The organism is Citrobacter freundii ATCC 8090 = MTCC 1658 = NBRC 12681 (genome assembly GCF_011064845.1).
In the GTDB taxonomy this organism is placed as follows: Bacteria; Pseudomonadota; Gammaproteobacteria; order Enterobacterales; family Enterobacteriaceae; genus Citrobacter; species Citrobacter freundii.
Genome location: NZ_CP049015.1, coordinates 1,624,965 through 1,649,938 on the forward strand (window position 1 = coordinate 1,624,965; position 24,974 = coordinate 1,649,938).

The 24,974-nt window shown below is 54.9% G+C and carries 24 protein-coding genes and 1 riboswitch; of the genes, 16 read left to right on the forward strand and 8 right to left on the reverse strand.

Going from position 1 to position 24,974, the window contains the following annotated elements; genetic code table 11:
- Positions 1-30: 30 nt before the first annotated feature.
- Positions 31-1,314, reverse strand: coding sequence for a putative acyl-CoA thioester hydrolase (locus G4551_RS07770; RefSeq protein WP_003837077.1), 1,284 nt, complete (start codon positions 1,312-1,314; stop codon positions 31-33).
- A 224-nt stretch (positions 1,315-1,538) separates the two neighbouring features.
- On the opposite strand from G4551_RS07770, the gene hutI reads away from it, so the two are divergent.
- From hutI to hutH, 5 genes are all read left to right on the forward strand, one after another.
- Complete coding sequence (gene hutI / locus G4551_RS07775) at positions 1,539-2,762, forward strand: imidazolonepropionase (RefSeq protein WP_003837076.1); 1,224 nt, start codon at positions 1,539-1,541, stop codon at positions 2,760-2,762.
- Positions 2,759-3,700 (forward strand): formimidoylglutamase, encoded by a 942-nt coding sequence (gene hutG / locus G4551_RS07780; protein ID WP_003837074.1) that lies wholly within the window; start codon positions 2,759-2,761, stop codon positions 3,698-3,700. The genes hutI and hutG overlap by 4 nt, the downstream gene beginning before the upstream one ends.
- A gap of 87 nt (positions 3,701-3,787) precedes the next feature.
- Complete coding sequence (locus G4551_RS07785) at positions 3,788-4,507, forward strand: histidine utilization repressor (RefSeq protein ID WP_003837073.1); 720 nt, start codon at positions 3,788-3,790, stop codon at positions 4,505-4,507.
- A 136-nt stretch (positions 4,508-4,643) separates the two neighbouring features.
- The gene (gene hutU / locus G4551_RS07790; RefSeq protein ID WP_003837071.1) at positions 4,644-6,329 is read left to right on the forward strand and encodes a urocanate hydratase; all 1,686 of its coding nucleotides are present in this window, start codon (positions 4,644-4,646) and stop codon (positions 6,327-6,329) included.
- Between the two features lies 1 nt (position 6,330).
- Entirely contained in the window at positions 6,331-7,851 is a 1,521-nt protein-coding gene (hutH, locus tag G4551_RS07795; RefSeq protein WP_003837068.1) for a histidine ammonia-lyase, read from the forward strand.
- 95 nt (positions 7,852-7,946) lie between these two features.
- Here hutH and G4551_RS07800 read toward each other — a convergent pair whose 3' ends face one another.
- Positions 7,947-8,423: a kinase inhibitor gene (locus G4551_RS07800; RefSeq protein ID WP_003837066.1), complete on the reverse strand. Its 477-nt coding sequence runs from the start codon at positions 8,421-8,423 to the stop codon at positions 7,947-7,949.
- Positions 8,424-8,480: 57 nt separating this feature from the next.
- Entirely contained in the window at positions 8,481-9,770 is a 1,290-nt protein-coding gene (gene bioA / locus G4551_RS07805; RefSeq protein WP_003837064.1) for an adenosylmethionine--8-amino-7-oxononanoate transaminase, read from the reverse strand.
- A 76-nt stretch (positions 9,771-9,846) separates the two neighbouring features.
- Between bioA and bioB the strand changes: the two genes are divergently transcribed.
- The 4 genes from bioB to bioD are packed head-to-tail and all read left to right on the forward strand — an operon-like array spanning position 9,847 to position 13,471.
- The gene (gene bioB, locus G4551_RS07810; protein ID WP_003837062.1) at positions 9,847-10,887 is read left to right on the forward strand and encodes a biotin synthase BioB; all 1,041 of its coding nucleotides are present in this window, start codon (positions 9,847-9,849) and stop codon (positions 10,885-10,887) included.
- Complete coding sequence (bioF, locus tag G4551_RS07815) at positions 10,884-12,041, forward strand: 8-amino-7-oxononanoate synthase (RefSeq protein ID WP_003837060.1); 1,158 nt, start codon at positions 10,884-10,886, stop codon at positions 12,039-12,041. The genes bioB and bioF overlap by 4 nt, the downstream gene beginning before the upstream one ends.
- Positions 12,025-12,780: a malonyl-ACP O-methyltransferase BioC gene (gene bioC / locus G4551_RS07820; RefSeq protein WP_003035177.1), complete on the forward strand. Its 756-nt coding sequence runs from the start codon at positions 12,025-12,027 to the stop codon at positions 12,778-12,780. The genes bioF and bioC overlap by 17 nt, the downstream gene beginning before the upstream one ends.
- Positions 12,773-13,471 (forward strand): dethiobiotin synthase, encoded by a 699-nt coding sequence (gene bioD, locus G4551_RS07825; RefSeq protein ID WP_003837057.1) that lies wholly within the window; start codon positions 12,773-12,775, stop codon positions 13,469-13,471. Before bioC ends, bioD begins: the two co-directional genes overlap by 8 nt.
- On the opposite strand, the gene G4551_RS07830 is transcribed toward bioD, so the two are convergent.
- Positions 13,437-14,159 (reverse strand): ABC transporter ATP-binding protein, encoded by a 723-nt coding sequence (locus tag G4551_RS07830; protein WP_003035181.1) that lies wholly within the window; start codon positions 14,157-14,159, stop codon positions 13,437-13,439. The two genes, bioD and G4551_RS07830, sit on opposite strands and share 35 nt — an antisense overlap.
- Before the next feature lie 769 nt (positions 14,160-14,928).
- Between G4551_RS07830 and uvrB the strand changes: the two genes are divergently transcribed.
- Positions 14,929-16,950, forward strand: coding sequence for an excinuclease ABC subunit UvrB (uvrB, locus tag G4551_RS07835; RefSeq protein WP_003837055.1), 2,022 nt, complete (start codon positions 14,929-14,931; stop codon positions 16,948-16,950).
- Between the two features lie 122 nt (positions 16,951-17,072).
- Here uvrB and yvcK read toward each other — a convergent pair whose 3' ends face one another.
- The gene (yvcK, locus tag G4551_RS07840) at positions 17,073-17,981 is read right to left on the reverse strand and encodes a uridine diphosphate-N-acetylglucosamine-binding protein YvcK (protein ID WP_003837052.1); all 909 of its coding nucleotides are present in this window, start codon (positions 17,979-17,981) and stop codon (positions 17,073-17,075) included.
- 329 nt (positions 17,982-18,310) lie between these two features.
- A riboswitch (molybdenum cofactor riboswitch) is annotated at positions 18,311-18,456 on the forward strand.
- On the opposite strand from yvcK, the gene moaA reads away from it, so the two are divergent.
- From moaA to G4551_RS07870, 6 genes are all read left to right on the forward strand, one after another.
- Entirely contained in the window at positions 18,444-19,433 is a 990-nt protein-coding gene (moaA, locus tag G4551_RS07845; RefSeq protein ID WP_003837050.1) for a GTP 3',8-cyclase MoaA, read from the forward strand. It overlaps the preceding riboswitch by 13 nt.
- A gap of 19 nt (positions 19,434-19,452) precedes the next feature.
- Positions 19,453-19,965 carry a molybdenum cofactor biosynthesis protein B gene (gene moaB, locus G4551_RS07850; protein WP_003035187.1) on the forward strand — a complete coding sequence of 171 codons (513 nt, stop codon included), beginning with the start codon at positions 19,453-19,455 and terminating at the stop codon, positions 19,963-19,965.
- 2 nt (positions 19,966-19,967) lie between these two features.
- Positions 19,968-20,453 (forward strand): cyclic pyranopterin monophosphate synthase MoaC, encoded by a 486-nt coding sequence (gene moaC / locus G4551_RS07855; protein WP_003035188.1) that lies wholly within the window; start codon positions 19,968-19,970, stop codon positions 20,451-20,453.
- The gene (gene moaD / locus G4551_RS07860) at positions 20,446-20,691 is read left to right on the forward strand and encodes a molybdopterin synthase sulfur carrier subunit (RefSeq protein ID WP_003837047.1); all 246 of its coding nucleotides are present in this window, start codon (positions 20,446-20,448) and stop codon (positions 20,689-20,691) included. The genes moaC and moaD overlap by 8 nt, the downstream gene beginning before the upstream one ends.
- A gap of 1 nt (position 20,692) precedes the next feature.
- Positions 20,693-21,145: a molybdopterin synthase catalytic subunit MoaE gene (gene moaE / locus G4551_RS07865; RefSeq protein ID WP_003035193.1), complete on the forward strand. Its 453-nt coding sequence runs from the start codon at positions 20,693-20,695 to the stop codon at positions 21,143-21,145.
- Positions 21,146-21,186: 41 nt separating this feature from the next.
- Entirely contained in the window at positions 21,187-21,891 is a 705-nt protein-coding gene (locus G4551_RS07870) for a Bax inhibitor-1/YccA family protein (protein WP_003831536.1), read from the forward strand.
- A gap of 100 nt (positions 21,892-21,991) precedes the next feature.
- Here the strand turns inward: G4551_RS07870 and G4551_RS07875 are convergent, their stop codons facing one another.
- From G4551_RS07875 to G4551_RS07885, 3 genes are read right to left on the reverse strand one after another with little or no spacing between them, the layout of a single operon-like run.
- Positions 21,992-22,954 carry a lysylphosphatidylglycerol synthase domain-containing protein gene (locus G4551_RS07875; protein WP_003837042.1) on the reverse strand — a complete coding sequence of 321 codons (963 nt, stop codon included), beginning with the start codon at positions 22,952-22,954 and terminating at the stop codon, positions 21,992-21,994.
- Complete coding sequence (gene clsB, locus G4551_RS07880; RefSeq protein ID WP_003837040.1) at positions 22,954-24,195, reverse strand: cardiolipin synthase ClsB; 1,242 nt, start codon at positions 24,193-24,195, stop codon at positions 22,954-22,956. The genes G4551_RS07875 and clsB overlap by 1 nt, the downstream gene beginning before the upstream one ends.
- Positions 24,192-24,953, reverse strand: a complete 762-nt coding sequence (locus G4551_RS07885) for an endonuclease/exonuclease/phosphatase family protein (protein WP_003837036.1) — start codon at positions 24,951-24,953, stop codon at positions 24,192-24,194. The genes clsB and G4551_RS07885 overlap by 4 nt, the downstream gene beginning before the upstream one ends.
- Between the last annotated feature and the right edge of the window lie 21 nt (positions 24,954-24,974).

Genomic DNA, 24,974 nt, shown 5'->3' on the forward strand with positions numbered 1-24,974 from the left:
GTAAATATGGCGACCTTTTTTACTCTGGGATTACTGCTTCGGCTCGGCAACCACTTTGCTACCGATACCGCGGTTGTTGTATTCCCACATGCGGTTGAAGTTGGTGTCGTTCAGGTTGCGCTGGATTTCACCTTTGTCATCTTCCGCACCGGTATTACCGGCAAACGGGCGTTTTGCGATAACGCTGTCAGCCCATGGTTTTGCCATGTTAAAGCCTTCGTTAATCACGCTGTCACGGATAACGACCTGACCGTTAGTGTTGGAATCGACATCCAGCGATCGGCCTAACTGCGCCACGCCATCGCCGCTTGCCGTGAAGCGGCTATTAATCGCCAGGAAACCGTAGTAGATGTTTGACAGAGTAGCCGGTGCGAACACGTAACCTTCCTGCTGCGTACGGGAATTCACAACACGGAAATCGGTGTTCTCGAACACCACGGCGCCACGACCAGAAACGATATCCACATCACCTTCAATGTAACTGTTGGTTACCAGCGTGCGAGGCTGACGATCGTTTTCCAGACGGTTTTGTACGCCGCTGTTGGTTACAAAGAACGTATTCTGACGACCCAGAATATTGACCTTGTTGATCTGCACTTTATCACCATCGGTACGCAGCGCAACGGCCGGGTGGTTGCCTGCATCAACGCTATCACCCAGGTTGTTTTCGATGGTCAGGTTCTGCAATTGCAGACCGTTGTTTTGCGACCAGACGACGGCAGAACACATCACACCAATATTTGTGCCACGTTTGTTCTGGCAATTATCAAACATATACCACGCAGGTTTACCCGGCATATATTTACCGCCTGGGTTCACCGTACGACGCCAGTCTGCGGTGCTCATGTCACCGTCAATGGCCTGGCCAATTTTTACATCCAGCGGTTTTTCGCCCATACCGTACAGCGTCAGGCTACCCGTTGCTGCCGGGATGTATACCGTGCCCTGATACTCGCCCGGCATAATCGCGATGTACTGACGTTTGTTCGTACGTTTGATAATTGCCGCATCCACCGCAGCCTGAATGCTGGTATGGGTTACGCCCTGAGTGCCTGCCGGGCCAACGACGAAGTCAGGTTGTGCAGGCAGAGAAATTGAAGAAGGGCTCCATGGCGCGGTGTTTGGCGTCAGCGCGGAAAAATAGTGCGCAGCAACGAAGTTTTTCGCTTCATTGGCCGACAAGATCGGGCGCGAAGAGGTACCTGGCGCGGTCTGATCGGAAGGAATTTGATCGGGCGGCGTAGAGCTACAGGCGGTCAGCGTCACGCCAAAAGCCATTGCCAGCGCCAGACGGGAAACTGATGATATATTCACAGGTTGCTCCGGGCTTTGAAAGTTATCCATTAAAGCCTGCTTTTTTATACTAAGTTGAGCGAAACGGGAAGGCGAAAAGGTAAAAAGTTGTTTTTTATCGCAGCAATGTCTGGCGCGGAGAGTCTTTATATCACAAATAGATAACAATTATGGCTCTTCAGGTTGACAACATCCCTATAATAAAAAATAAATGTCTATACAACCTATGACAAGTGGTGAGTCGAATGCAGCAATTCTTCCCTGATGATGTTATCTGGCGCAATGTTCGTCTGGCGACTATGGATCCTGAACGTGGTACACCATATGGGCTGGTGGATGGTCATGCGCTGATCGTCCGCCAGGGCAAGATTCGCGATATCGTCCCGGAATCATCGTTATATCTCACACATGACAATACTTTTGATATGCAGGGCCGGCTGATTACTCCTGGCCTGATTGATTGCCATACGCATCTCGTCTTTGGCGGAAACCGCGCAGGTGAATGGGAGCAGCGGTTAAATGGTGTCTCCTACCAGCAGATAAGCGCTCAGGGTGGGGGGATCAATGCCACCGTATCGGCGACCCGCAGCGCCACGGATGAACAACTCTTACACGTAGCCCATCAGCGGATGAAACAGCTGATCAAAGAAGGTGTTACGCTGTTGGAAATAAAATCCGGCTACGGCCTGGATTTGCCGACAGAAGAGAAAATATTGCGCGTGGTGGCAGCGCTGGCGGCAGAGAATATCGTTGAAATCAGCCCGACGCTGTTGGCTGCGCATGCGACGCCAACGGAATTCAGAGATGATCCTGACGGCTATATTACGCTGGTGTGCGAGACCATTTTGCCGCAGCTGTGGGAACAAGGGCTGTTTGAGACCGTTGATCTGTTCTGTGAAAGCGTTGGTTTTTCGTTGGCGCAGAGTGAGCGGGTGTTTCAGGCTGCGCAGGCGCTGGGCATCCCGATTAAAGGCCATGTCGAACAACTGTCATTGCTTGGCGGCGCGCAGTTGGTAAGCCGCTACCACGGACTATCCGCCGATCATATTGAATACCTCGATGAAGCGGGCGTGGCGGCAATGAGCCAAAGCGGTACGGTCGGCGTGCTGCTGCCCGGCGCATTCTATTTCCTCAAAGAGCAGCAGCGCCCACCGGTAGCGTTGCTGCGTCAATATCAGGTACCGATGGCGGTAGCGACAGATTTTAACCCCGGTACCAGCCCGTTTATCAGCCTGCACTGGGCGATGAATATGGCCTGCGTTCAGTTTGGCTTAACGCCGGAAGAAGCATGGGCGGGCGTAACCCGTCATGCGGCCCGGGCGCTGGGGCGTCACGCCACCCACGGTCAATTGAAGGCCGGGTTTGTGGCCGATTTTGTGGTGTGGGATGCAACACTTCCTGTTGAGATCCTGTATGAACCCGGGCGCAACCCGCTCTACCAACGCGTATTCAAAGGACAAATAGCATGACTCACTGGCAACCTGCTTCACCTGCGCTATGGCAGGGACGTGATGACCGGGCCGAATCGCCGAATGCGCTGCGCCTGTTTCAGACTATCACCCAGAGCCCGACGTTTAGCCCAGAAATGTATCGCGAGCAGATAGCGTTGCTCGGGTTTGCTTGCGACGAAGGTGTTAAACGTAATCAGGGGCGCACGGGAGCTGCCGGAGCGCCCGATGTGCTGCGCAAGGCGCTGGCGAATTTAGCCAGCCACGATGGGCATCATCGACTGGTGGATCTGGGAAATATTGTGGCGCAGGCCCCCGATCTTGAGGGCGCGCAGCAGGCGCTACACAATGCGGTACAGCGTTGCCAGCAGGAAAATATGCGCACCTTTGTTCTGGGGGGCGGACACGAAACCGCATATGCCCATGGCGCAGGTGTGCTGGACGCGTTCCCGCAGGCGAAAGTGGGGATAGTCAACTTCGATGCGCATCTCGATTTGCGCCATGCCGGGCAGGCTACATCCGGTACGCCGTTTCGCCAGCTGGCGCAGCTTTGCGATGAACAACAGCGTGAATTTCACTATGCCTGTATCGGCGTCAGCCGGGCGGCAAACACCCAGGCGCTTTGGGATGAGGCCCAGCGGCTCGGTGTGACCGTAGTGGAGGATCTGCATTGTGATACGGCGCAGGCGCAGTTAGCGCAGTTCATTGCCAATCTGGATGTCATCTATCTGACAATCGACCTCGACGTGCTGCCGGTGTGGGAAATGCCCGGTGTGTCGGCCCCCGCCGCGCTTGGCGTACCGTTGGCGACGCTGCTGAGACTGATTGAGCCTCTGTGTCGTAGCGGTAAACTACAGGCGGTGGATATGGTTGAATTTAATCCACGCTTTGACGATGATGGCAGGGCGGCGCGGGTTGCGGCGCGATTAGGCTGGCAAATCGCCCACTGGTGGCACTGACATACCTGATGGCGTTGCGCTTATCAGGTTCGGGTAATGCCTGTAAACTGTACCCACTCACATTTTCAGCTTAAGGAAGGCTCACGCATGCTCCCATCCCGTTCTGCTCCGGCTCCTTTTTACGAAAAGGTCAAACAGGAGATCAGCGAAAAAATTGCCAGCGGAATCTGGCAGCCTCACGATCGCATTCCGTCTGAGGCAGAGCTGGTGGCGCAGTATGGTTTCAGCCGCATGACCATCAACCGGGCGCTGCGTGAGTTAACGGATGAAGGTTTACTGGTGCGTTTGCAGGGCGTGGGGACGTTTGTCGCCGAGCCAAAAGGTCAGTCCGCGCTGTTTGAAATTCGCAGCATCGCGGATGAAATCAACGCCCGTCAGCATCAGCACCGGTGCGAAGTGCTGACGCTGGAAAGAACCCGGGCAAACGCGCAGCAGGCTTTGGTATTAAACGTCAAAGAAGGCACCTCTATTTTTCACTCTGTCATGGTGCACTACGAGAACGATCTGCCGGTACAGATTGAAGATCGCTGCGTGAATGCCGAAATTGTGCCCGAGTATCTGGGGCAGGATTACAGCCAGACCACGCCGCACGCATACCTTTCACTGATAGCCCCCTTGACCGAAGGTGAGCATATTGTTGAGGCCGTTCGCGCCAGCGCCGAAGAGTGCGCGCTGCTGAACATCAAAGAACACGATCCCTGCCTGCTGATCCGCCGCAAGACCTGGTCCGCGTCATCCATTGTCTCTCATGCCCGTTTGCTGTTCCCTGGTTCCCGCTATCGACTGCAAGGGCGGTTTATGTCCTGATACAGGAGATGAAAACCGTGATTGCTGACGCAATATAATAAAAATGTATCTTAATTGTTAAAATCATCCTTGCAGTGACTTGTATAGACAAGTATATGTTACTTATCTATCCGACGTTCGCGAGGAGTTTTCTGTCATGTCCCATAGCAAATATCGTCAGCAGGATATTCGTGCCCCACGCGGCACCACCTTAACGGCCAAAAGCTGGCTGACCGAAGCGCCGCTGCGCATGTTAATGAATAATCTGGATCCCGATGTGGCGGAAAATCCACATGAGCTGGTGGTTTACGGCGGGATTGGCCGCGCCGCACGGGACTGGGAATGCTATGACGCCATCGTCAACGCGCTGACCAAACTGGAGACCGATGAGACGCTGCTGGTCCAGTCCGGAAAACCGGTAGGCGTATTCAAAACTCACGACAACGCACCGCGCGTGCTGATTGCCAACTCCAACCTGGTGCCACATTGGGCTACCTGGGAACACTTCAACGAACTGGACGCCAAAGGGCTGGCGATGTACGGCCAGATGACCGCCGGGAGCTGGATCTACATCGGCAGCCAGGGCATCGTGCAGGGGACTTATGAAACCTTCGTTGAGGCCGGGCGTCAGCATTATCAGGGTAACCTGAGCGGGCGCTGGGTACTGACCGCCGGACTGGGCGGTATGGGCGGGGCGCAGCCGTTAGCCGCTACGCTTGCGGGGGCGTGTTCGCTGAACATTGAATGCCAGCAAAGCCGAATCGATTTCCGTCTGCGTACCCGTTACGTGGACGAGCAGGCGACATCGCTTGACGATGCGCTGGCGCGTATCGACAAATACACTCGCGAGGGTAAAGCGGTCTCCATTGCGCTGTGTGCGAACGCCGCCGACGTTGTGCCGGAACTGGTGAAGCGCGGTGTGCGCCCGGATATGGTCACCGACCAGACCAGCGCCCACGATCCGCTGCATGGTTATCTGCCGTCTGGCTGGAGCTGGGAAGAGTATCAGGCAAAAGCGGTGTCCGATCCGCAGGGCACGGTGCAGGCGGCGAAACGTTCAATGGCAACGCACGTTGAGGCGATGCTGGCGTTTAGCAAAATGGGCGTGCCAACGTTTGATTACGGCAACAACATTCGCCAGATGGCCAAAGAGATGGGCGTGGAAAATGCCTTTGATTTCCCCGGCTTCGTACCTGCTTATATTCGACCGTTGTTCTGTCGCGGCATTGGCCCGTTCCGTTGGGTGGCGCTGTCCGGCGATCCGCAGGATATTTATAAAACAGATGCCAAAGTGAAAGAGATCGTGGCAGATGATAAGCACCTTCATCACTGGCTGGATATGGCGCGTGAGCGGATTAATTTTCAGGGTTTACCGGCGCGTATCTGCTGGGTCGGCCTGGAGTGGCGTCAGAAACTAGGGCTGGCGTTTAATGAAATGGTGCGCAGCGGTGAAGTATCCGCGCCGATTGTTATTGGCCGTGACCATCTGGACTCCGGTTCTGTTGCCAGCCCGAACCGCGAAACTGAAGCTATGCGCGACGGTTCAGACGCCGTATCCGACTGGCCGCTGCTGAACGCGCTGCTTAACACCGCCAGCGGCGCGACCTGGGTGTCGCTGCATCACGGTGGCGGGGTCGGTATGGGCTTCTCTCAGCATGCCGGGATGGTGATTGTTTGCGATGGCACCGATGAAGCCGCGGCGCGTATCGCCCGGGTCTTACATAACGATCCGGCGACCGGGGTGATGCGTCACGCCGACGCCGGATATGACATTGCGGTGGAATGCGCCGTCGAAGAAGGGCTGAATTTGCCGATGGTTGCCGCGACGCAGGAGAAACGCTGATATGAACACCATGACACTCACGCCGGGCCATCTGAGTTTTATCCAGCTACGTGAAATCTGGCAGCAGCCGGTCAAACTGAGTCTGGATGCCGGGGCGATCGATGCTATTAACGCCAGCGTCGCCTGCGTCAATAATATTGTCGCTGAAGGCCGTACGGCGTATGGCATTAATACCGGCTTTGGCCTGCTGGCCCAGACCCGTATCGCCACGGAAGATTTGCAGAATTTGCAGCGTTCGCTGGTGCTTTCCCATGCGGCAGGTGTCGGCGAGGCGCTGGACGACGCGATGGTGCGTCTGATTATGGTGCTGAAAATCAACAGCCTGGCGCGCGGTTTTTCCGGTATTCGCCTGAGCGTGATTGAAGCGCTGATTGCGCTGGTGAATGCCGAGGTGTATCCGCTGATCCCGGCGAAAGGCTCCGTGGGGGCATCGGGTGACCTGGCGCCGCTGGCGCATATGTCTTTGACGCTGTTGGGAGAAGGGAAGGCGCGCTGGCAGGGTGAATGGCTCCCGGCGACCGAAGCGCTGAAAAAGGCCGGGCTGGAGCCGATAACGCTGGAGGCAAAAGAAGGGCTGGCGTTGCTCAACGGTACCCAGGCTTCGACGGCCTTTGCGCTGCGTGGGCTAATTGAAGCTCAGGAACTGTTTGCGTCTGCAACGGTGTGCGGGGCGCTGACCACCGAAGCCGTGCTGGGTTCCCGTCGTCCGTTTGATGCCCGTATTCACGCCGCGCGAGGGCAGCGTGGGCAGATTGATGCCGCAACGCTGTATCGTCACGTATTGACCGACACCAGCGCGCTTTCGCAGTCGCATCATAACTGTGAGAAAGTGCAGGATCCGTATTCTCTGCGCTGTCAGCCACAGGTGATGGGGGCATGTCTGACGCAAATGCGCCAGGTGATGGATGTTCTGCTGGTGGAAGCCAATGCGGTTTCCGACAACCCGCTGGTATTTGCCGAAGAGGGGGATGTCATTTCTGGCGGCAACTTCCATGCTGAACCGGTGGCGATGGCGGCAGATAATCTGGCGCTGGCGATTGCGGAAATCGGCTCGTTATCGGAGCGACGCATTGCGTTAATGATGGATAAACACATGTCGCAACTGCCGCCGTTTTTGGTGAAAAACGGTGGGGTGAACTCCGGCTTTATGATTGCTCAAGTCACGGCTGCCGCGCTGGCGAGTGAGAACAAAGCGCTGGCGCATCCGCATAGCGTAGACAGTTTACCGACGTCCGCCAACCAGGAAGATCACGTATCTATGGCTCCGGCGGCGGGGCGCAGACTGTGGGAGATGGCAGCAAATACGCGCGGCGTGATTGCCGTAGAGTGGCTGGCGGCGTGTCAGGGGATTGACCTGCGTGAAGGGTTAACCTCAAGCCCGCTGCTGGAGCAGGCGCGCCAGGCTTTACGCGAGCAGGTTGCCCATTACACGCAGGATCGCTTTTTCGCCCCGGATATCGAGTGCGCGACTGAACTGTTAGCGCAAGGAACGTTGCTGAAATTGCTGCCTGAATTTCTGTAGAAAATTGCCTGATGACGACGCTGACGCGTCTTATCAGGCTTACGGTCTGCTTTGTAGGCCGGATGAGGCTAAGCCGACATCCGGCACAACAGAACTTAGCTAAATATTGCGGTAATAGAAGCGCTGGCGAGCGAGTGGAAATGGACGTTAAATCCAACCATCGCGCCGCTGGCGTCCTCATTGACATCAATACGCTCCACATTCAGTGCGTGAACTGTAAAGATATAGCGGTGGTTTTCCCCCTTCGGCGGCGCAGCGCCACCATAACCGGCTTTACCAAAATCCGTGCGTGTTTGCAGCACGCCTTCCGGCAACGCAACCAGCCCCGAGCCGTAACCTTGTGGTAAAACCCGGGTATCTGCAGGCAGGTTAACCACCACCCAGTGCCACCAGCCGGAGCCGGTTGGCGCATCAGGATCGTAACAGGTCACGACAAAGCTTTTAGTCCCGGCGGGCACATCATCCCATGCCAGGTGCGGGGAAATATTATCCCCGTCATATCCCATGCCGTTAAAGACGTGGCGATGAGGAAGCTTTTCGCCATCGCGCAGATCGTTACTGATTAGTTTCATGCTGACCCCTCTCGTTAGCCAAAAAGTGTAGCCAGAAACCGTAGAGCTTACCGCTGATTAATCGCTAAAAAATGTTGCATTGCGCACAGCCTCGTTGACGGCCTGCGTCAGGCTGCGCAGTTGTTCGGGCTTGATGATGTACGGCGGCATCAGATAAATGAGCTTACCAAACGGTCTTACCCACACGCCCTGTTCGACAAAGAACTTCTGTAACGCGGCCATATTCACCGGATGCGTGGTTTCTATCACGCCGATGGCACCAAGCACGCGCACGTCGGCAACCCAACGGGAATCTGCCGCTGGGGCGAGTTCTTCACGCAACTGCGCTTCAATGGCCGCGACCTGCGAGCGCCATTCGCCGGTTTCGAGCAGCGACAGGCTGGCAGAGGCGACGGCGCAGGCCAGTGGATTACCCATGAAAGTCGGGCCGTGCATAAAACATCCGGCTTCACCGTTGCTGATGGTTTCCGCAACCAGGCGCGTGGTCAGGGTGGCGGAAAGGGTCATCGTTCCGCCGGTTAACGCTTTGCCAAGGCACAAAATGTCCGGAGTGATATCGGCATGCTCACACGCAAACAGCTTGCCCGTGCGACCAAATCCGGTGGCGATTTCATCGGCAATCAACAAAATGCCTTCCCGGTCACACATCTTACGGATGCGCTTTAACCACTCAGGATGATACATGCGCATGCCGCCAGCGCCCTGCACAATCGGCTCAAGGATCACCGCCGCAATTTCGTGGCGATGTGCGGCCATCAGACGGGCAAAAGGCACCATATCCAGTTCGTCCCATTCGCCGCCCATCCGGCTTTGCGGAGCGGGCGCAAACAGGTTATCAGGCAGATAACCCTTCCACAGACTGTGCATCGAGTTGTCAGGATCGCAGACCGACATCGCGCCGAAAGTATCGCCGTGATAACCGTTACGAAATGTCAGGAAACGCTGACGGGATTCACCTTTGGCCTGCCAGTATTGCAGCGCCATTTTCATCGCGACTTCCACGGCGACCGAACCAGAATCAGCGAGAAAAACGCACTCCAGCGCCTCGGGCGTCATCGCCACCAACTGGCGACACAGCGCAATAGCCGGGGCATGGGTAATGCCGCCAAACATCACGTGCGACATGGCATCAATCTGCGTTTTCATCGCGGCATTCAGCTGCGGGTGATTGTAACCGTGGATCGCCGCCCACCAGGATGACATGCCGTCAACCAGCTTCTCACCGCTGGCTAATATCAGTTCACAACCTTCGGCACTGGCCACCGGATAAACCGGTAGCGGGGAGGTCATGGAGGTGTAAGGGTGCCAGATATGGCGTTGGTCAAACGCAAGATCGTCCGTTGTCATAATCGACTTGTAAACCAAATTAAAAAGATTTAGGTTTACGAGTCTACACCAAACTAACAACGAAACGTATACCAATATGGCTCATTCTTCTCGCTGGACAATGTCGCAAGTCACCGAATTATTTGAAAAACCGCTGCTGGATCTGTTGTTTGAAGCGCAGCAGGTTCATCGTCAGCATTTCGATCCGCGGCAGGTACAAGTTAGTACGCTGCTGTCGATAAAGACCGGTGCTTGCCCGGAAGACTGCAAATACTGCCCGCAAAGTTCCCGCTATAAAACCGGACTGGAAACGGAACGTTTGATGGAAGTTGAACAGGTTCTGGACTCTGCACGTAAGGCGAAACAAGCCGGTTCAACGCGGTTTTGCATGGGCGCGGCGTGGAAGAACCCTCACGAACGCGATATGCCGTACCTGGAACAAATGGTTCAGGGTGTGAAAGAACTGGGGCTGGAAGCCTGTATGACGCTGGGCACGCTGGACGAATCTCAGGCCCAGCGCCTGGCCAATGCGGGTCTGGACTACTACAACCACAACCTCGACACCTCGCCGGAATTTTACGGCAATATCATTACCACCCGTTCGTATCAGGAGCGCCTGGATACGCTGGATAAAGTGCGTGAGGCGGGCATTAAAGTTTGCTCCGGCGGGATTGTGGGGTTGGGTGAAACGGTGACCGACCGCGCGGGTCTGCTGCTGCAATTAGCGAATCTGCCGACGCCGCCGGAAAGCGTGCCGATCAACATGCTGGTGAAAGTGAAGGGCACGCCGCTTGCCGATAACGACGACGTAGATGCTTTTGATTTTATTCGTACTATCGCCGTCGCGCGCATCATGATGCCGACCTCATACGTACGTCTTTCTGCCGGGCGCGAGCAGATGAACGAACAAACCCAGGCAATGTGCTTTATGGCCGGGGCCAACTCGATTTTCTACGGCTGCAAACTGCTGACCACGCCGAACCCGAACGAAGATAAAGATTTATTGTTGTTCCGTAAGCTGGGTCTTAACCCGCAGCAAACGGCGGTACTGGCGGGTGATAACGAACAGCAACAACGTCTGGAGCAGGCGCTGCGTACCCCGGATACCGACGATTACTACAACGCGGCAACCGTATGACCTGGCAGCAAAAAATCGACGATGCGCTAACGGCGCGTCGTCGTGCTGATGCGTGGCGTCGGCGCTATGCAGTGACACAGGGTGCTGGTCGCTTGTTACAGGCTGGCGGTCGTCAGTATCTGAATTTCTCCAGCAACGACTATCTCGGCTTAAGCCACCATCCGCAAATTATCTGCGCGTGGCAGCAGGGCGCTGAGCGTTTTGGCGTCGGCAGTGGCGGCTCGGGCCATGTCAGCGGTTATTCCGTTGCGCATCAGGCGCTGGAAGAAGAGCTGGCGCAGTGGCTCGGCTATTCCCGGGCGCTGTTGTTCATCTCCGGTTTTGCCGCTAATCAGGCAGTGATAGCCGCATTGATGGAAAAAGACGATCGCATTGTCGCCGACAGGCTTAGCCATGCCTCGCTGTTGGAGGCTGCCAGCCTTAGCCCTGCTGTTTTACGTCGCTTTACCCATAACGATCCGCAACACCTGGAGCGTCTGCTGACTTCCCCCTGTCCGGGGCAGCAGCTGGTGGTCACTGAAGGTGTATTCAGCATGGATGGCGATAGTGCGCCGCTGGCAGAAATCCACGCGGTGGCGAAACGGCAGGGCGCGTGGCTGCTGGTGGATGATGCGCATGGGATTGGCGTAAGCGGTGAGGAAGGGCGTGGTTCGTGCTCTCGACAGCAGGTGAAACCTGAGCTGCTCGTAGTGACGTTTGGCAAAGGGTTTGGCGTCAGCGGTGCGGCGATCCTGTGTTCTGATAGCGTGGCCGACTATCTGTTGCAGTTTGCCCGCCATCTGATCTACAGCACCAGTATGCCTCCGGCGCAGGCGCAGGCCTTACGCGCCGCGCTGGCGGTGATCCGCAGCCGTGAAGGCGATGAACGCAGGGAAAAGTTAGCGATGCTGATCCAGCGTTTTCGCGCTGGGGTGAATACTACGGATTTGACGCTGGCGCATTCAGACAGCGCTATTCAACCGCTGATCGTTGGCGACAATCATAAAGCCCTGCAACTGGCACAGACATTACGGCAACAGGGATGCTGGGTGACGGCGATTCGCCCACCAACGGTGCCCACCGGTACGGCCAGATTACGGCTGACGCTGACCCAAGCGCATGAGGTGCAGGATATCGATCGTCTACTGGAGGTGTTGCATGGCACAGGTCAATAAACAGGCGATTGCCGCCGCGTTTGGCCGCGCTGCCACCCACTATGAGCAACACGCAGAGCTACAACGTCAGAGTGCCGATGCGTTACTGGCACAACTCGATGGCCGGGCGTTCTCAAGGGTTTTGGACGCGGGCTGTGGGCCTGGGCGTATGAGTCGCTACTGGCGGGAGCAGGGGAGCGAGGTCTGCGCGCTGGATCTGTCGGCGCAAATGCTGGCTGAAGCGCAGCGTCACGATGTTGCCCATCACTATCTGCTGGCGGATATCGAAGCCATTCCGCAGGCCGCTGCCACTTTCGACCTGGCCTGGAGCAATCTGGCCGTGCAGTGGTGCAGCGACCTACGCGGTGCGTTAAGCGAGCTATACCGGGTGGTGCGTCCTGGCGGAACGGTGGCGTTTAGTACCTTGGCGCAAGGTTCGATGCCGGAACTTCGTCAGGCGTGGCGAACAGTTGATGACCGGGAGCATGCCAACCGTTTTTTGCCCGTGGAGCAACTGGAAAACGCGCTGTGCGGCTGGGACGTTGAATACCAGTCTCATGCCGTCACGCTGTGGTTTGACGATGCGCTGAGCGCCATGCGCTCGTTGAAGGGTATTGGCGCGACGCATTTGCATGATGGACGCGAGCAGCGTGTGCTGACCCGCTCGCAACTGCGTCAGCTACAGCTCGCCTGGCCCTGTCAGCAGGGGAAATATCCGCTGACCTATCATCTTTTTTTGGGAGTGATTCAACGTGACTAACACGTATTTTGTCACCGGGACGGACACTGAAGTAGGTAAAACTATCGCCAGCTGTGCGTTGCTTCAGGCGGCGAGACAGTTGGGGTTGCGAACCGTCGGCTATAAGCCGGTGGCGTCAGGCAGTGAAATGACGGATGAAGGTCTGCGAAACAGTGATGCGCTGGCGCTACAGCGCAACAGCGTTGTAGCCGTGGATTATGCAGCCATCAATCCGTATACCTTCGCGGAACCTACCTCACCGCATATCATCAGTGCTGACGAAGGGCGCCCCATTCAGGCCTCCGTGATGTCTGCGGGTTTACGACTGCTTGAAGAACAGGCTGACTGGGTATTGGTGGAAGGTGCAGGCGGATGGTTTACGCCGCTTTCGCCAACGCTGAGTTTTTCTGACTGGGTAAAAGAGGAACAACTGCCGGTGATTCTGGTGGTTGGCGTTAAGCTCGGTTGTATCAATCATGCCATTTTGACCGCCCTGGCGGTGCAGCAGGCCGGGCTGACGCTCGCCGGATGGGTTGCCAATGATGTGACGCCACCCGGCAAGCGTCATGCTGAATATATGGCGACGCTAAAGCGTGCGCTTGCGGCTCCGCTGCTGGGGGAAATTCCCTGGCTGGCAGAAGAGCCGGAGCAAGCATCGACAGGTCGTTATATCGATCTTAGCGTTTTGTCTCTGGCATCCACCAGTCGTTGATTAGCGGGTCGCTGAATTGTGTTATTTGCCCTTGAGCCACGTTGCGGCCACGATGTAACAAGCAATAGCAGTCGGCGACCCGACGAATGAACGGCAGGCTCTGCTCCGCGAGCATAATGGTGATGCCAAGCTCCTGGCTTAGCCTTACAATCAGATTCCCCAGTTTGTGGATATACGCCTGGCCTGTTCCTCGTGTGGGCTCATCGAGGATCAGCAGACGCGGGCGAGTGACCAACGCACTGGCGAGTGCAAGCTGGTGCTGATTTTCCTCCGACAATGCCACTCCTTTGGCCTGACGCAGTACAAACAGCTGTGGAAACAGGCGGTAAATATCGCTGCTGTTCATTGCTTCGCTTTCCTCAACCGCCTGGCGCGCAATGTGCAGATTTTCCTCTACCGTCAGTTGCGAAAAAATTCGCCGCTCCTGTGATACACAGTTAATACCTAGTGCAATGCGCTTTGCCGCCGGAATCTGAAGCAGATCGCAAGGTGGTGCGCCAGCCTGATGCCAGAACATGGTTCCGCTCTCAATCGGTAAATTGCCGATGATGCAATTGGCAAGCGTAGTCTTTCCCATCCCTGGAAGACCCAGTACGGCGGTACATTTACCGGGCAACAGGTCGAGATCGACATCCCAAAGCGAGTGTTGATTACCGTAATAGTGATTCACTGCACGAAGACTCAACATAGATTTCTCCCTCATGATGATATCCGCCTCGCGGAATGGTGGTCGGGAGAAAACTGCAAATCTCTTGCCAGAAGCGGAATTGGGGAAAAATACAGCAGGATGGCGTGCAACGCTGGCGATAAATTCTTACTGACCGCATTCCTGACGTTCTTTTGTGCACATTGGCAGTGCCTGGTGGTGTCGTGATGGTGCAGGCAGGAAAATGATGAAAATGCGAGCAAGATCTCGGCCATCCGAGGTCGCTTCGTTAGCTGATAAATATCAAAAAATAGCGATAATTTTTTTTTATCCCACCAGAAAAGACCATCAGGACGTTTTTGCCAGGCTACAGTCCATACGGGCTGGAGGCAGTTATCCACTATTCCTGTGGATAACCTTGTGTATTAGGGTTAGAAAACACAATGTAAGCGAGAGAAGACGCGGCCTGCGACTAAATTGATGCGAAAGACGGCTCGAGATAATAATCATTAAATTACAGGATGTTAGATAAATGCAATGGCTGTCGCAGAAGTGTCATGCGTTGCCACAAAACTTTCATCGAGTAGCTTGACAAATGTTAAAAAAGTCATTGGTTTGGGGATAACACATTTTTGCTGGTGTTTTATCTTGCCTGCGGACAAATTTTAGCCTGTAGTCACGGCCATTTTGCTGGGGTAACAGAAATATTCTGGCGCGTTACTGTTTTTTCATCCAGTATATTTTACTGGCAAAATATACTGCTGCGAGTAAAATTACACACCTGCCCGCCCATTGCTTCAGGTAGCTGCTCATGAGTAAACCGTTCAAACTAAATTCCGCTTTTAAACCCTCTGGCGATCAGCCTGAGGCGATTCGTCGCCTGGAAGAAGGTCTGGAGGATGGTCTGGCGCATCAGACGCTACTGGGGGTGACAGGGTCGGGGAAAACATTCACCATCGCTAACGTGATTGCGGACTTGCAGCGTCCTACCATGGTGCTGGCCCCCAATAAGACACTTGCTGCTCAGCTGTACGGTGAGATGAAAGAGTTCTTCCCGGATAATGCGGTGGAGTATTTTGTCTCTTACTACGACTATTATCAGCCGGAAGCCTACGTACCCAGTTCTGACACCTTCATCGAGAAAGATGCTTCGGTCAACGAACATATTGAGCAGATGCGCCTGTCGGCAACCAAAGCGCTGCTGGAACGTCGCGATGTCGTTGTCGTGGCGTCGGTTTCCGCGATTTATGGTCTGGGTGACCCGGATTTGTACCTGAAAATGATGCTGCACCTGACGGTGGGGATGATTATCGACCAGCGTGCGATCCTGCGTCGTCTGGCGGAGCTGCAATATACCCGCAACGATCAGGCATTCCAGCGCGGGACCTTCCGCGTGCGCGGTGAAGTGATCGACATTTTCCCGGCAGAATCCGACGACATCGCGCTGCGCGTGGAACTGTTTGATGAAGAGGTCGAACGTTTATCGCTGTTTGACCCGCTGACCGGACAGGTCGAATCCACAATTTCGCGCTACACCATCTATCCTAAAACGCACTACGTGACGCCGCGAGAACGTATCGTGCAGGCGATGGAAGAAATCAAAGTTGAGCTGGCAGAGCGGCGTAAAGTCCTGTTGGCAAATAACAAACTGCTGGAAGAACAGCGCTTAAGTCAGCGTACCCAGTTCGATTTGGAAATGATGAATGAGCTGGGTTACTGCTCGGGGATTGAAAACTACTCCCGCTATCTGTCCGGGCGCGGCCCCGGCGAGCCGCCGCCGACGCTGTTTGATTACCTGCCTGCCGATGGCCTGCTGGTGGTGGATGAATCCCACGTGACTATCCCGCAAATTGGCGGCATGTATCGCGGCGATCGGGCGCGTAAAGAAACCCTGGTTGAATACGGATTCCGTCTGCCGTCGGCGCTGGATAACCGTCCGCTCAAATTTGAAGAGTTCGAGGCGCTGGCTCCGCAAACTATCTACGTTTCGGCGACGCCGGGCAACTATGAGCTGGAGAAATCCGGTGATGAAGTGGTCGATCAGGTGGTACGACCGACCGGCCTGCTGGATCCGGTCATTGAGGTGCGTCCGGTGGCGACGCAGGTTGACGATCTGCTGTCGGAGATCCGCACCCGTGCGGCGATTAACGAACGTGTGCTGGTCACCACGCTGACCAAACGGATGGCAGAAGACCTCACAGAATACCTCGAAGAACATGGCGAGCGGGTGCGTTATCTGCACTCTGACATCGATACTGTGGAACGCATGGAAATCATTCGTGACCTGCGTCTGGGCGAGTTTGACGTGCTGGTGGGTATCAACCTTTTACGTGAAGGTCTGGACATGCCTGAGGTCTCCCTGGTGGCGATTCTGGACGCAGACAAAGAAGGATTCCTGCGTTCTGAACGTTCGCTTATCCAGACCATCGGTCGTGCGGCGCGAAACATCAACGGTAAGGCTATTCTCTACGGCGATAAAATTACCGCCTCAATGGCTAAAGCGATTGGTGAAACCGAACGTCGTCGTGAGAAACAGCAACTCTACAACGAAGAGCACGGTATTACGCCGCAGGGCCTGAATAAGAAAGTAGTCGATATTCTGGCGCTGGGTCAGAATATTGCGAAGACCAAGGCGAAAGGCAAAGGGAAGTCACGCGCAGGCGCGAAGTCTGAAGTTGTGGAACTGGATATGACGCCAAAAGCGCTGCAGCAGAAGATTCACGAGCTGGAAGGGCAGATGATGCAGCATGCGCAGAATCTTGAATTTGAAGAGGCAGCGACGATCCGCGACCAGTTGCATCAACTGCGCGAGTTGTTTATCGCAGCATCGTAAGAGTGTGCCGGATGCGGGGTAAACCCCTTATCCGGCCTACGGCAAAGATCGCGTCCGTAGGTCGGATGTCGGAGCGGAGCGTTTGGTAGGCCTGATAAGCGCCGCGCATCAGGTAAATCCGTTTAGCCTAGCGCCTGCACCGCTTTCTCCAGCGCACTATGCAATAGCTGGCGGTCATGGCGGTAGGGAATATCGCTGGCTTCCAGCACTTCCTGAATGACAACGCGGTCGGTAACGACGGAAGCATCCACTTTCGGACCCACTACTACCGCATCAATCACTTTCTTCCCGACGTACTGTTCAATAATGGCCAGCTTATCGCTAAGCGTCAGGCTGGCTGCTGGCAGGCTTAATTCGCGCCCCAGATTGCCTATATAGACCATCGGGGCCGGTGTGCGACGTAACGCCTGCGCCAGCTCGTCTAGCAACAGGATCGGCATCAGGCTGGTGTAAAAACTGCCTGGTCCTATCAGAATCAAATCCGCTTCGGCGATAGCCTCTACTGCTTCCCGCGTGGTGGGGACTTTTGGCGATAGCATTAGCTCCTGAGGCGGGATAGTAAGCTGATCGATATTCACTTCGCCATAGACTTCATGCCCCTGATCGTCGATAGCCATCAAATCCACCGGCAGCTCCGACATCGGAATTAAATGCGCATCTACCTTCAACAGGCTTCGAATTAAATTGATGGCTTCCAGAGGCCGCACGCTGAGGTGATCGAGCGCTTTTAACATCAGATTTCCGAGGTTATGCCCGGAAAGTTCGCCATTCCCGCCAAAACGGTACTCAAACATCGCGGATGCGACGCTGGGCTGGGTAATTAACTGGTTCAGACAGTTACGCATGTCTCCCCAGGCTATCCCGCCTTCAGAGCGACGAATACGACCTGTCGAGCCGCCGTTATCCGTGGTGGTGACGATACCCGTCAGGCGTGAGCCTAGAGGGGAAAGTGAGGAGAGAACGCGTCCTAATCCATGCCCTCCGCCGAGAGCGACAACGCGGTCCAGATCTGCCAGCGTGCGAGTGCGCATATATTTTCCTGATATCAATTGATCGGCGTTACAGTAACGTAAATAGCGTGTTTTCAGCAATTATCCAGTCGGCATCTGCCGTAATTTTTTTCTGCGGTCTACTCCTTTCTGGCGAGATCCACCTGATGGCAAGATGATGTATATCAATGCAAAACTGTGATTTTTGCTTATTCTGTAGCGAAATTGCACGATCATGTCGTTATGTATGTATTTATATAGCGAAAGTGTACATGGCAAAAGCGTCATTTACACGCTAGTATCGGCATAACCACTAAGTACTCTTAATAATTTGAGTTGCCGGAAGCCAACGCATCTGCAACACGAAGTATGACGAGTATAAACACTCTAGCCTCTGCACCTGGGTCAAATGATACGGTGCTTTGGCCGTGACAAGACTTGAAAAAGTTTGTCACCAGGGCGCAGGAAGAAATGACTACGTCTCCCGTATTTGGAAAGGTGTACATGGGCTCTCAACTTACCGATGCTTTCGCACGTAAGTTTTACTACTTACGTTTGTCGATTACCGATGTGTGTAACTTTCGTTGCACCTACTGCCTGCCGGATGGCTATAAGCCCGGTGGGGTCACCAATAACGGCTTTCTGACCGTTGATGAAATTCGCCGTGTCACGCACGCGTTCGCCAGTCTGGGAACGGAAAAAGTGCGTCTGACAGGGGGCGAACCTTCACTGCGTCGCGACTTTACGGACATTATCGCCGCCGTGCGCGAAAACGACGCCATCCGTCAGATTGCGGTAACCACCAATGGTTATCGTCTGGCGCGCGATGCTGCTGCCTGGCGCGATGCCGGACTGACCGCGCTCAACGTCAGCGTCGACAGCCTGGATGCCCGTCAGTTTCATGCCATTACCGGGCAGGACAAGTTTCAACAGGTGATGGCAGGCATTGACGCCGCCTTTGATGCGGGTTTTGAAAAAGTGAAAGTCAACACCGTGCTGATGCGCGACGTAAACCATCATCAACTGGACACCTTCCTTGCGTGGATCCAACCTCGGCCAATCCAACTGCGTTTTATTGAACTGATGGAAACGGGCGAGGGCAGCTCTCTCTTCCGTAAACACCATATCTCCGGACAGGTACTTCGCGATGAGCTATTGCGTCGCGGCTGGATCCACCAGATCCGACAGCGCAGCGACGGCCCAGCTCAGGTTTTCTGTCATCCTGATTATGTTGGTGAAATTGGTCTGATCATGCCTTATGAGAAAGACTTCTGCGCCACCTGTAATCGTCTGCGCGTTTCCTCTGTTGGCAAGCTTCATCTGTGTTTATTTGGTGAAGGCGGCGTAAGCCTGCGTGATTTGCTGGAAGATGACGCTCAGCAGCCGGCGCTGGAAGAACGTATTTCAGCCGCGCTGCTGGAGAAAAAGCAGACCCATTTCCTGCATCAGAACAATACCGGTATTACGCAAAACTTATCTTACATTGGCGGCTGATCGCTAAAAGGAGTTTTTCATGAGTCAGGTAAGCGCTGAATTTATCCCGACACGCATTGCTATTCTTACTGTTTCCAACCGTCGCGGCGAAGAAGATGACACCTCCGGCCATTATCTGCGTGACTCGGCGCAAGAAGCGGGTCATCAGATTGTCGATAAGGCGATTGTCAAAGAAAACCGTTACGCCATCCGCGCCCAGGTTTCTGCCTGGATTGCCAGTGATGATGTACAGGTAGTGCTCATTACCGGCGGTACCGGGTTAACCGAAGGGGACCAGGCGCCGGAAGCGCTGCAACCGCTGTTTGACAGAGAAGTTGAAGGGTTTGGCGAAGTCTTCCGTATGCTGTCGTTTGAAGAGATTGGCACCGCGACGCTGCAATCCCGCGCGATTGCCGGAGTGGCCAATAAAACGCTGATTTTCGCCATGCCGGGTTCGACCAAAGCGTGTCGTACCGCCTGGGAAAATATCATTGCGCCGCAGCTTGATGCCCGTACGCGTCCGTGTAATTTCCACCCACATTTGAAGAAATAAGTATGTCGCAACTGACTCATATTAACGCCGCTGGCGAAGCGCATATGGTGGATGTCTCCGCCAAAGCGGAAACTGTACGCGAGGCGCGTGCTGAAGCATTCGTGACTATGCGTAGCGAAACGCTGGCGATGATTATCGATGGCAGCCACCATAAAGGTGATGTATTCGCCACGGCGCGTATTGCGGGTATTCAGGCCGCCAAACGTACCTGGGATCTTATCCCGCTGTGCCATCCGCTGATGCTGAGTAAGGTGGAAGTCAATCTTCACGCTGAACCGGAGCACAACCGCGTACGGATTGAAACGCTGTGTCGCCTGACCGGTAAAACCGGCGTTGAAATGGAAGCGTTAACGGCGGCCTCCGTGGCGGCGTTGACCATCTACGATATGTGCAAAGCGGTGCAAAAGGATATGGTGATTGGTCCGGTGCGTCTGCTGGCAAAAAGCGGCGGCAAGTCCGGAGATTTTAAGGTAGATGCGCATGATTAAGGTTCTCTTCTTTGCTCAGGTACGCGAACTGGTAAACACCGATGCGTTAGAGGTTGCCGCCGAGTTTGCAACGGTAGAAGCGCTGCGCAAGCATCTTGCGGCAAAAAGCGATCGCTGGGCGTTGGCGCTGGAAGACGGCAAGCTGCTGGCGGCGGTAAACCAGACGCTGGTCGATTTTGACCATCCCCTTAACTCAGGTGACGAAGTTGCTTTCTTCCCACCGGTAACCGGAGGCTAAGATGGCGGAAACGCGAATTGTTGTTGGCCCTGCGCCGTTTCGCGTCGGGGATGAGTATCCCTGGCTGGCAGAGCGTGATGAAGACGGCGCGGTAGTCACTTTCACCGGTAAAGTGCGCAATCACAATCTCGGTGACAGCGTTAAGGCGTTAACGCTGGAACACTATCCGGGAATGACCGAAAAAGCGCTGGCGGAGATTGTCGACGAAGCGCGTTTGCGCTGGCCGCTGGGTCGGGTGACGGTTATTCATCGCATTGGCGAACTGTGGCCGGGTGACGAAATCGTGTTTGTTGGCGTGACCAGTGCGCATCGCAGCAGCGCGTTTGATGCCGGGCAGTTCATTATGGATTACCTGAAAACCCGCGCGCCGTTCTGGAAGCGCGAGGCCACGCCGGAAGGTGAGCGCTGGGTTGATGCCCGCGACAGCGATAAGCTAGCAGCAAAACGCTGGTAGAGTACAATTGTTGTAGGCTCATACTGATTCAGGAGATTGTCATGGACCGATTCCCACGATCCGATTCTATTGTACAGGCCCGTTCCGGCCTGCAAACGTATATGGCGCAGGTATACGGCTGGATGACCTGCGGACTGTTGCTGACGGCGTTTATCGCCTGGTATGCGGCAAATACGCCCGCGGTGATGATGTTTGTCTTCTCCAGCAAAATCACCTTCTTTGGCCTGATCATCGCTCAACTGGCGCTGGTGTTCGTCCTGTCCGGCATGGTGCAAAGGCTGAGCGCGGGTATGGCGACCACGCTGTTTATGCTCTACTCGGCATTAACCGGGCTGACGCTATCAAGCATTTTTATCGTCTATACCTACTCGTCTATCGCCAGCACCTTTGTGGTTACCGGAGGGATGTTCGGGATCATGAGTTTGTATGGCTACACCACCAAACGTGATCTGAGCGGCTTCGGCAATATGCTGTTTATGGCGCTGATCGGTATTGTACTGGCCTCACTGGTTAACTTTTGGCTGAAGAGCGAAGCGCTGATGTGGGCGGTGACCTATATCGGGGTGATTGTGTTTGTTGGTCTGACCGCCTATGACACGCAGAAGTTGAAAAATATCGGTGAGCAGATTGACCTGCGCGACAGCTCCAATCTGCGTAAATACGCGATTCTTGGGGCCTTAACGCTGTATCTGGACTTCATCAACCTGTTCCTGATGCTGCTGCGTATTTTCGGTAATCGTCGTTAATTCTCTGTTGCCGGATGGCGCTTCGCTTATCCGGCCTACCGCTTGGTATCGAAAGTAGGCCGGATAAGGCGTTACGCCGCAGCCGGCACTATAAACACCATCATTTCGCCATCGCCTTCTCGTTTTTTACCCGCAACTTTTTTGCCCGACTCTCCAGCAGCAAATAACACACCAGTGCCAGAAGCAGCGGAATAAAATAGTACAACACGCGATACGCGAGCAGGGCAGCAATGATCGTTCCCTGAGACGAGTCCTCTCCTGCCAGCAGCGCCATAAACACCGCTTCCAGCACGCCGATCCCCGCCGGAATATGCACGATTACGCCGGCAATACTGCTCACCAGCAGCACGCCCAGCACGAAGAAATAATCGATATTCTGACCGAGCAACAACCAGATAATCGCCCCCATTACCATCCAGTTCGCACTGGATATCGTCATTTGCGCGAGGGCAAATTTCCAGGAGGGCAGCACCAGTTTTTGGCCCTTGATGGTGATATGACGATGTTTAGAGAAGGCGCAAAACCACAGATAAACAACAATAATCAGCAGCAGCGCAATGCCTAAGATGCGCAATGTGCCTTCATCGATATACCAGTGTGCGGGCAGTTCGACGACGCCGAAGGTAAATATAAAACCGCCCAGCAGAATATAGCCCAGCCAGTTAGTGGTAATACTCAGCGAAAAAATCCGCGTTATTGTGCCCCCCGGCAATCCGAGGCGCGAGTAAAGGCGATAACGCATCCCTATACCACCCACCCAGGTGCTCAATGTCAGGTTGAAGGCGTAACAGATAAACGACACCAGCATGACCTGGCGTTTTGCCAGTTTGTGGCCGCAGTAGTAGCGCCCGAGCAGATCATAACAGCCGTAAAGTAAATAACTGACGATCACCAACCCCACGGCGCTGAGCAGGGCGATCCGATTGTAATCGCGAATTACCGTCCACACTTCCTGCCAGTTGACCTTGCTGGCATAAACAACCAGCAGCACGATCACCGCAATAAAAAACAGCCATGTGAGGATCTTTTTCGCTAACCGCCAGCGTCGGTGGCTTTTTGCCATCAGGTTTTCCCTCCTGCATCCTCTGTTTGTATACGGTCCTGAGTTTCCAGAGCGGGCTGCGCGGGCGGCTCTACCTCGGCCAGATGCGGGGTATGCGCCGGCAGCCAGCCGACCAGCGCCGGGAAGTGGCGTAAAAAGTGGAAGGCCAGTACGCTCTTGGTCAGGTTCCACCAGGTGCGTTTTGGCAGCATGGATTCATCAACCCGCTTGCAGTCCTGCGCAATAATAGGGTTCAGGTTGTCACGCAGGGTCTGATTAAACGTGCGGTCATGAATAATCAGATTTGCCTCCAGATTCAGTGACAGGCTCAGTGGATCAAGATTGCTGGAGCCCACCGTCGCCCAGTGATCGTCCATCAGCGCCACTTTGCCATGCAGAGGTTTACGGCGGTATTCATAGACATGGACGCCGCCTTTTACCAGATAGTTGTACAGCAGGCGGGCGCCCACTTTCACAATCGGCATATCCGGTTCACCCTGCACGATGAGTTTTACCCGCACGCCCCGTCGGGCCGCTTTACGCAGGGCATGCAGAAAGCGATAGCCGGGAAAGAAGTAGGCATTGGCGATGATCACTTCCCGCCGTGCCTGGGTCAGCATTTTCAGATAGTGGCGTTCAATATCATCACGATGTTCTTCGTTATCGCGCCAGACGAACAGCGCCTGCGCTTCGCCGGGGCGATGATTGTCGATTGCCCGGTGATGACGTCGCCACCAGCGTCGTACAGCACTCTGTCCGGGCAAGTTTTCCAGCACGAATTTCAGAATGTCAGCAACGACTGGACCTTCAACGCGCACGGCGTAATCCTGCTTGGCCTCCGGACCGTAATCAGACATGTGCTCAGCGGAGTAATTGATGCCGCCAACAAAGGCAACACGATCATCAATGACCACAATTTTGCGATGCATACGGCGAAAGAGATTAGTGCGCATCCCGAACAGACGCGGACGCGGATCGTAGTAGCGGAAAACAACGCCGGCTACGGTGAGCTCTTCGACAAAACTGTCGCTAAGATCCGGCGAGCCGTAGCCATCCAGCAGCACCTCTGCTTTGATTCCTCGCCGGGCGGCTTCGAGCAACGCGGCATGCAGCTGTTTTCCTACCGCATCTTCAAACCAGATAAAGGTCTCGAGGATTATTTTTTGCTGCGCCTGTTCAATGGCGTCAAAGACGGCGGGGTAGAATTGATCGCCGTTTTCCAGTAGTTGAATTTGATTGCCTTCACGCCAGCCATATTTCATAAATGAATCTCCGCACTCAGAGGGGCATGATCGGACAAATGTCGCCAGTGACGCAGCGCCAGCGTCGTTGGGGTACTGGCATTCGCGTTTTTCACATAGATCCTGTCCAGACGCAGCAGGGGAAACTGCACCGGAAATGTTCGCGCCGGGCGGCCGTGGGCGCGGGTAAAAATCTCGTCAAGGCCAGCTTTGGCTTTCAACGGGCGATTGGCCGTTTGCCGCCAGTCGTTAAAATCCCCGGCAATCACCACCGGCTCCGCGTCGGGCAGGGCGTTAACCCAGTCTGCCAGCATCGCGAGCTGGGCCTGGCGGTGAGCTTCACGCAGGCCGAGGTGCACACACATCACATGGATGGGGTGGGAGAGCATTGGCGGTACGATTCGGCAGTAAAGGACTCCGCGCTTTTCACTCGCGCCGACCGACACATCACGATTTTCATAATGCTCAATGGGATACCGCGACAGCACAGCATTACCGTGATGTCCCTGCGGGTACACGGCGTTACGCCCGTAGGCGAAGTCGCTCCACATCGTGTCCGCCAGAAATTCGTAGTGGCTGGTATCCGGCCAGTTCTCAATGTGCAGCGAATGAGCTTCGTGCTCACCCATCACTTCCTGCAGGCATACAATGTCTGCACCGACCGTTCTGACGGCCTCCCTTAGCTCAGGTAAAATAAAACGCCGGTTGAAGGCGGTGAACCCTTTGTGAGTATTAATGGTGAGCACATTGAATGAAAATTGAACTCCCGATCCGCTCATGAGCCTCCCGTTGGCGTCACT

Coding starts and splice junctions, on each gene's coding strand:
- hutI (WP_003837076.1), top strand. CDS start 1,539: ATGCAGCAATTCTTCCCTGATGATGTTATCTGGCGCAATGTTCGTCTG.
- hutG (WP_003837074.1), top strand. CDS start 2,759: ATGACTCACTGGCAACCTGCTTCACCTGCGCTATGGCAGGGACGTGAT.
- G4551_RS07785 (WP_003837073.1), top strand. CDS start 3,788: ATGCTCCCATCCCGTTCTGCTCCGGCTCCTTTTTACGAAAAGGTCAAA.
- hutU (WP_003837071.1), top strand. CDS start 4,644: ATGTCCCATAGCAAATATCGTCAGCAGGATATTCGTGCCCCACGCGGC.
- hutH (WP_003837068.1), top strand. CDS start 6,331: ATGAACACCATGACACTCACGCCGGGCCATCTGAGTTTTATCCAGCTA.
- G4551_RS07800 (WP_003837066.1), bottom strand. CDS start 8,423: ATGAAACTAATCAGTAACGATCTGCGCGATGGCGAAAAGCTTCCTCAT.
- bioA (WP_003837064.1), bottom strand. CDS start 9,770: ATGACAACGGACGATCTTGCGTTTGACCAACGCCATATCTGGCACCCT.
- bioB (WP_003837062.1), top strand. CDS start 9,847: ATGGCTCATTCTTCTCGCTGGACAATGTCGCAAGTCACCGAATTATTT.
- bioF (WP_003837060.1), top strand. CDS start 10,884: ATGACCTGGCAGCAAAAAATCGACGATGCGCTAACGGCGCGTCGTCGT.
- bioC (WP_003035177.1), top strand. CDS start 12,025: ATGGCACAGGTCAATAAACAGGCGATTGCCGCCGCGTTTGGCCGCGCT.
- G4551_RS07830 (WP_003035181.1), bottom strand. CDS start 14,159: ATGTTGAGTCTTCGTGCAGTGAATCACTATTACGGTAATCAACACTCG.
- uvrB (WP_003837055.1), top strand. CDS start 14,929: ATGAGTAAACCGTTCAAACTAAATTCCGCTTTTAAACCCTCTGGCGAT.
- yvcK (WP_003837052.1), bottom strand. CDS start 17,981: ATGCGCACTCGCACGCTGGCAGATCTGGACCGCGTTGTCGCTCTCGGC.
- moaA (WP_003837050.1), top strand. CDS start 18,444: ATGGGCTCTCAACTTACCGATGCTTTCGCACGTAAGTTTTACTACTTA.
- moaB (WP_003035187.1), top strand. CDS start 19,453: ATGAGTCAGGTAAGCGCTGAATTTATCCCGACACGCATTGCTATTCTT.
- moaC (WP_003035188.1), top strand. CDS start 19,968: ATGTCGCAACTGACTCATATTAACGCCGCTGGCGAAGCGCATATGGTG.
- moaD (WP_003837047.1), top strand. CDS start 20,446: ATGATTAAGGTTCTCTTCTTTGCTCAGGTACGCGAACTGGTAAACACC.
- moaE (WP_003035193.1), top strand. CDS start 20,693: ATGGCGGAAACGCGAATTGTTGTTGGCCCTGCGCCGTTTCGCGTCGGG.
- G4551_RS07870 (WP_003831536.1), top strand. CDS start 21,187: ATGGACCGATTCCCACGATCCGATTCTATTGTACAGGCCCGTTCCGGC.
- G4551_RS07875 (WP_003837042.1), bottom strand. CDS start 22,954: ATGGCAAAAAGCCACCGACGCTGGCGGTTAGCGAAAAAGATCCTCACA.
- clsB (WP_003837040.1), bottom strand. CDS start 24,195: ATGAAATATGGCTGGCGTGAAGGCAATCAAATTCAACTACTGGAAAAC.
- G4551_RS07885 (WP_003837036.1), bottom strand. CDS start 24,953: ATGAGCGGATCGGGAGTTCAATTTTCATTCAATGTGCTCACCATTAAT.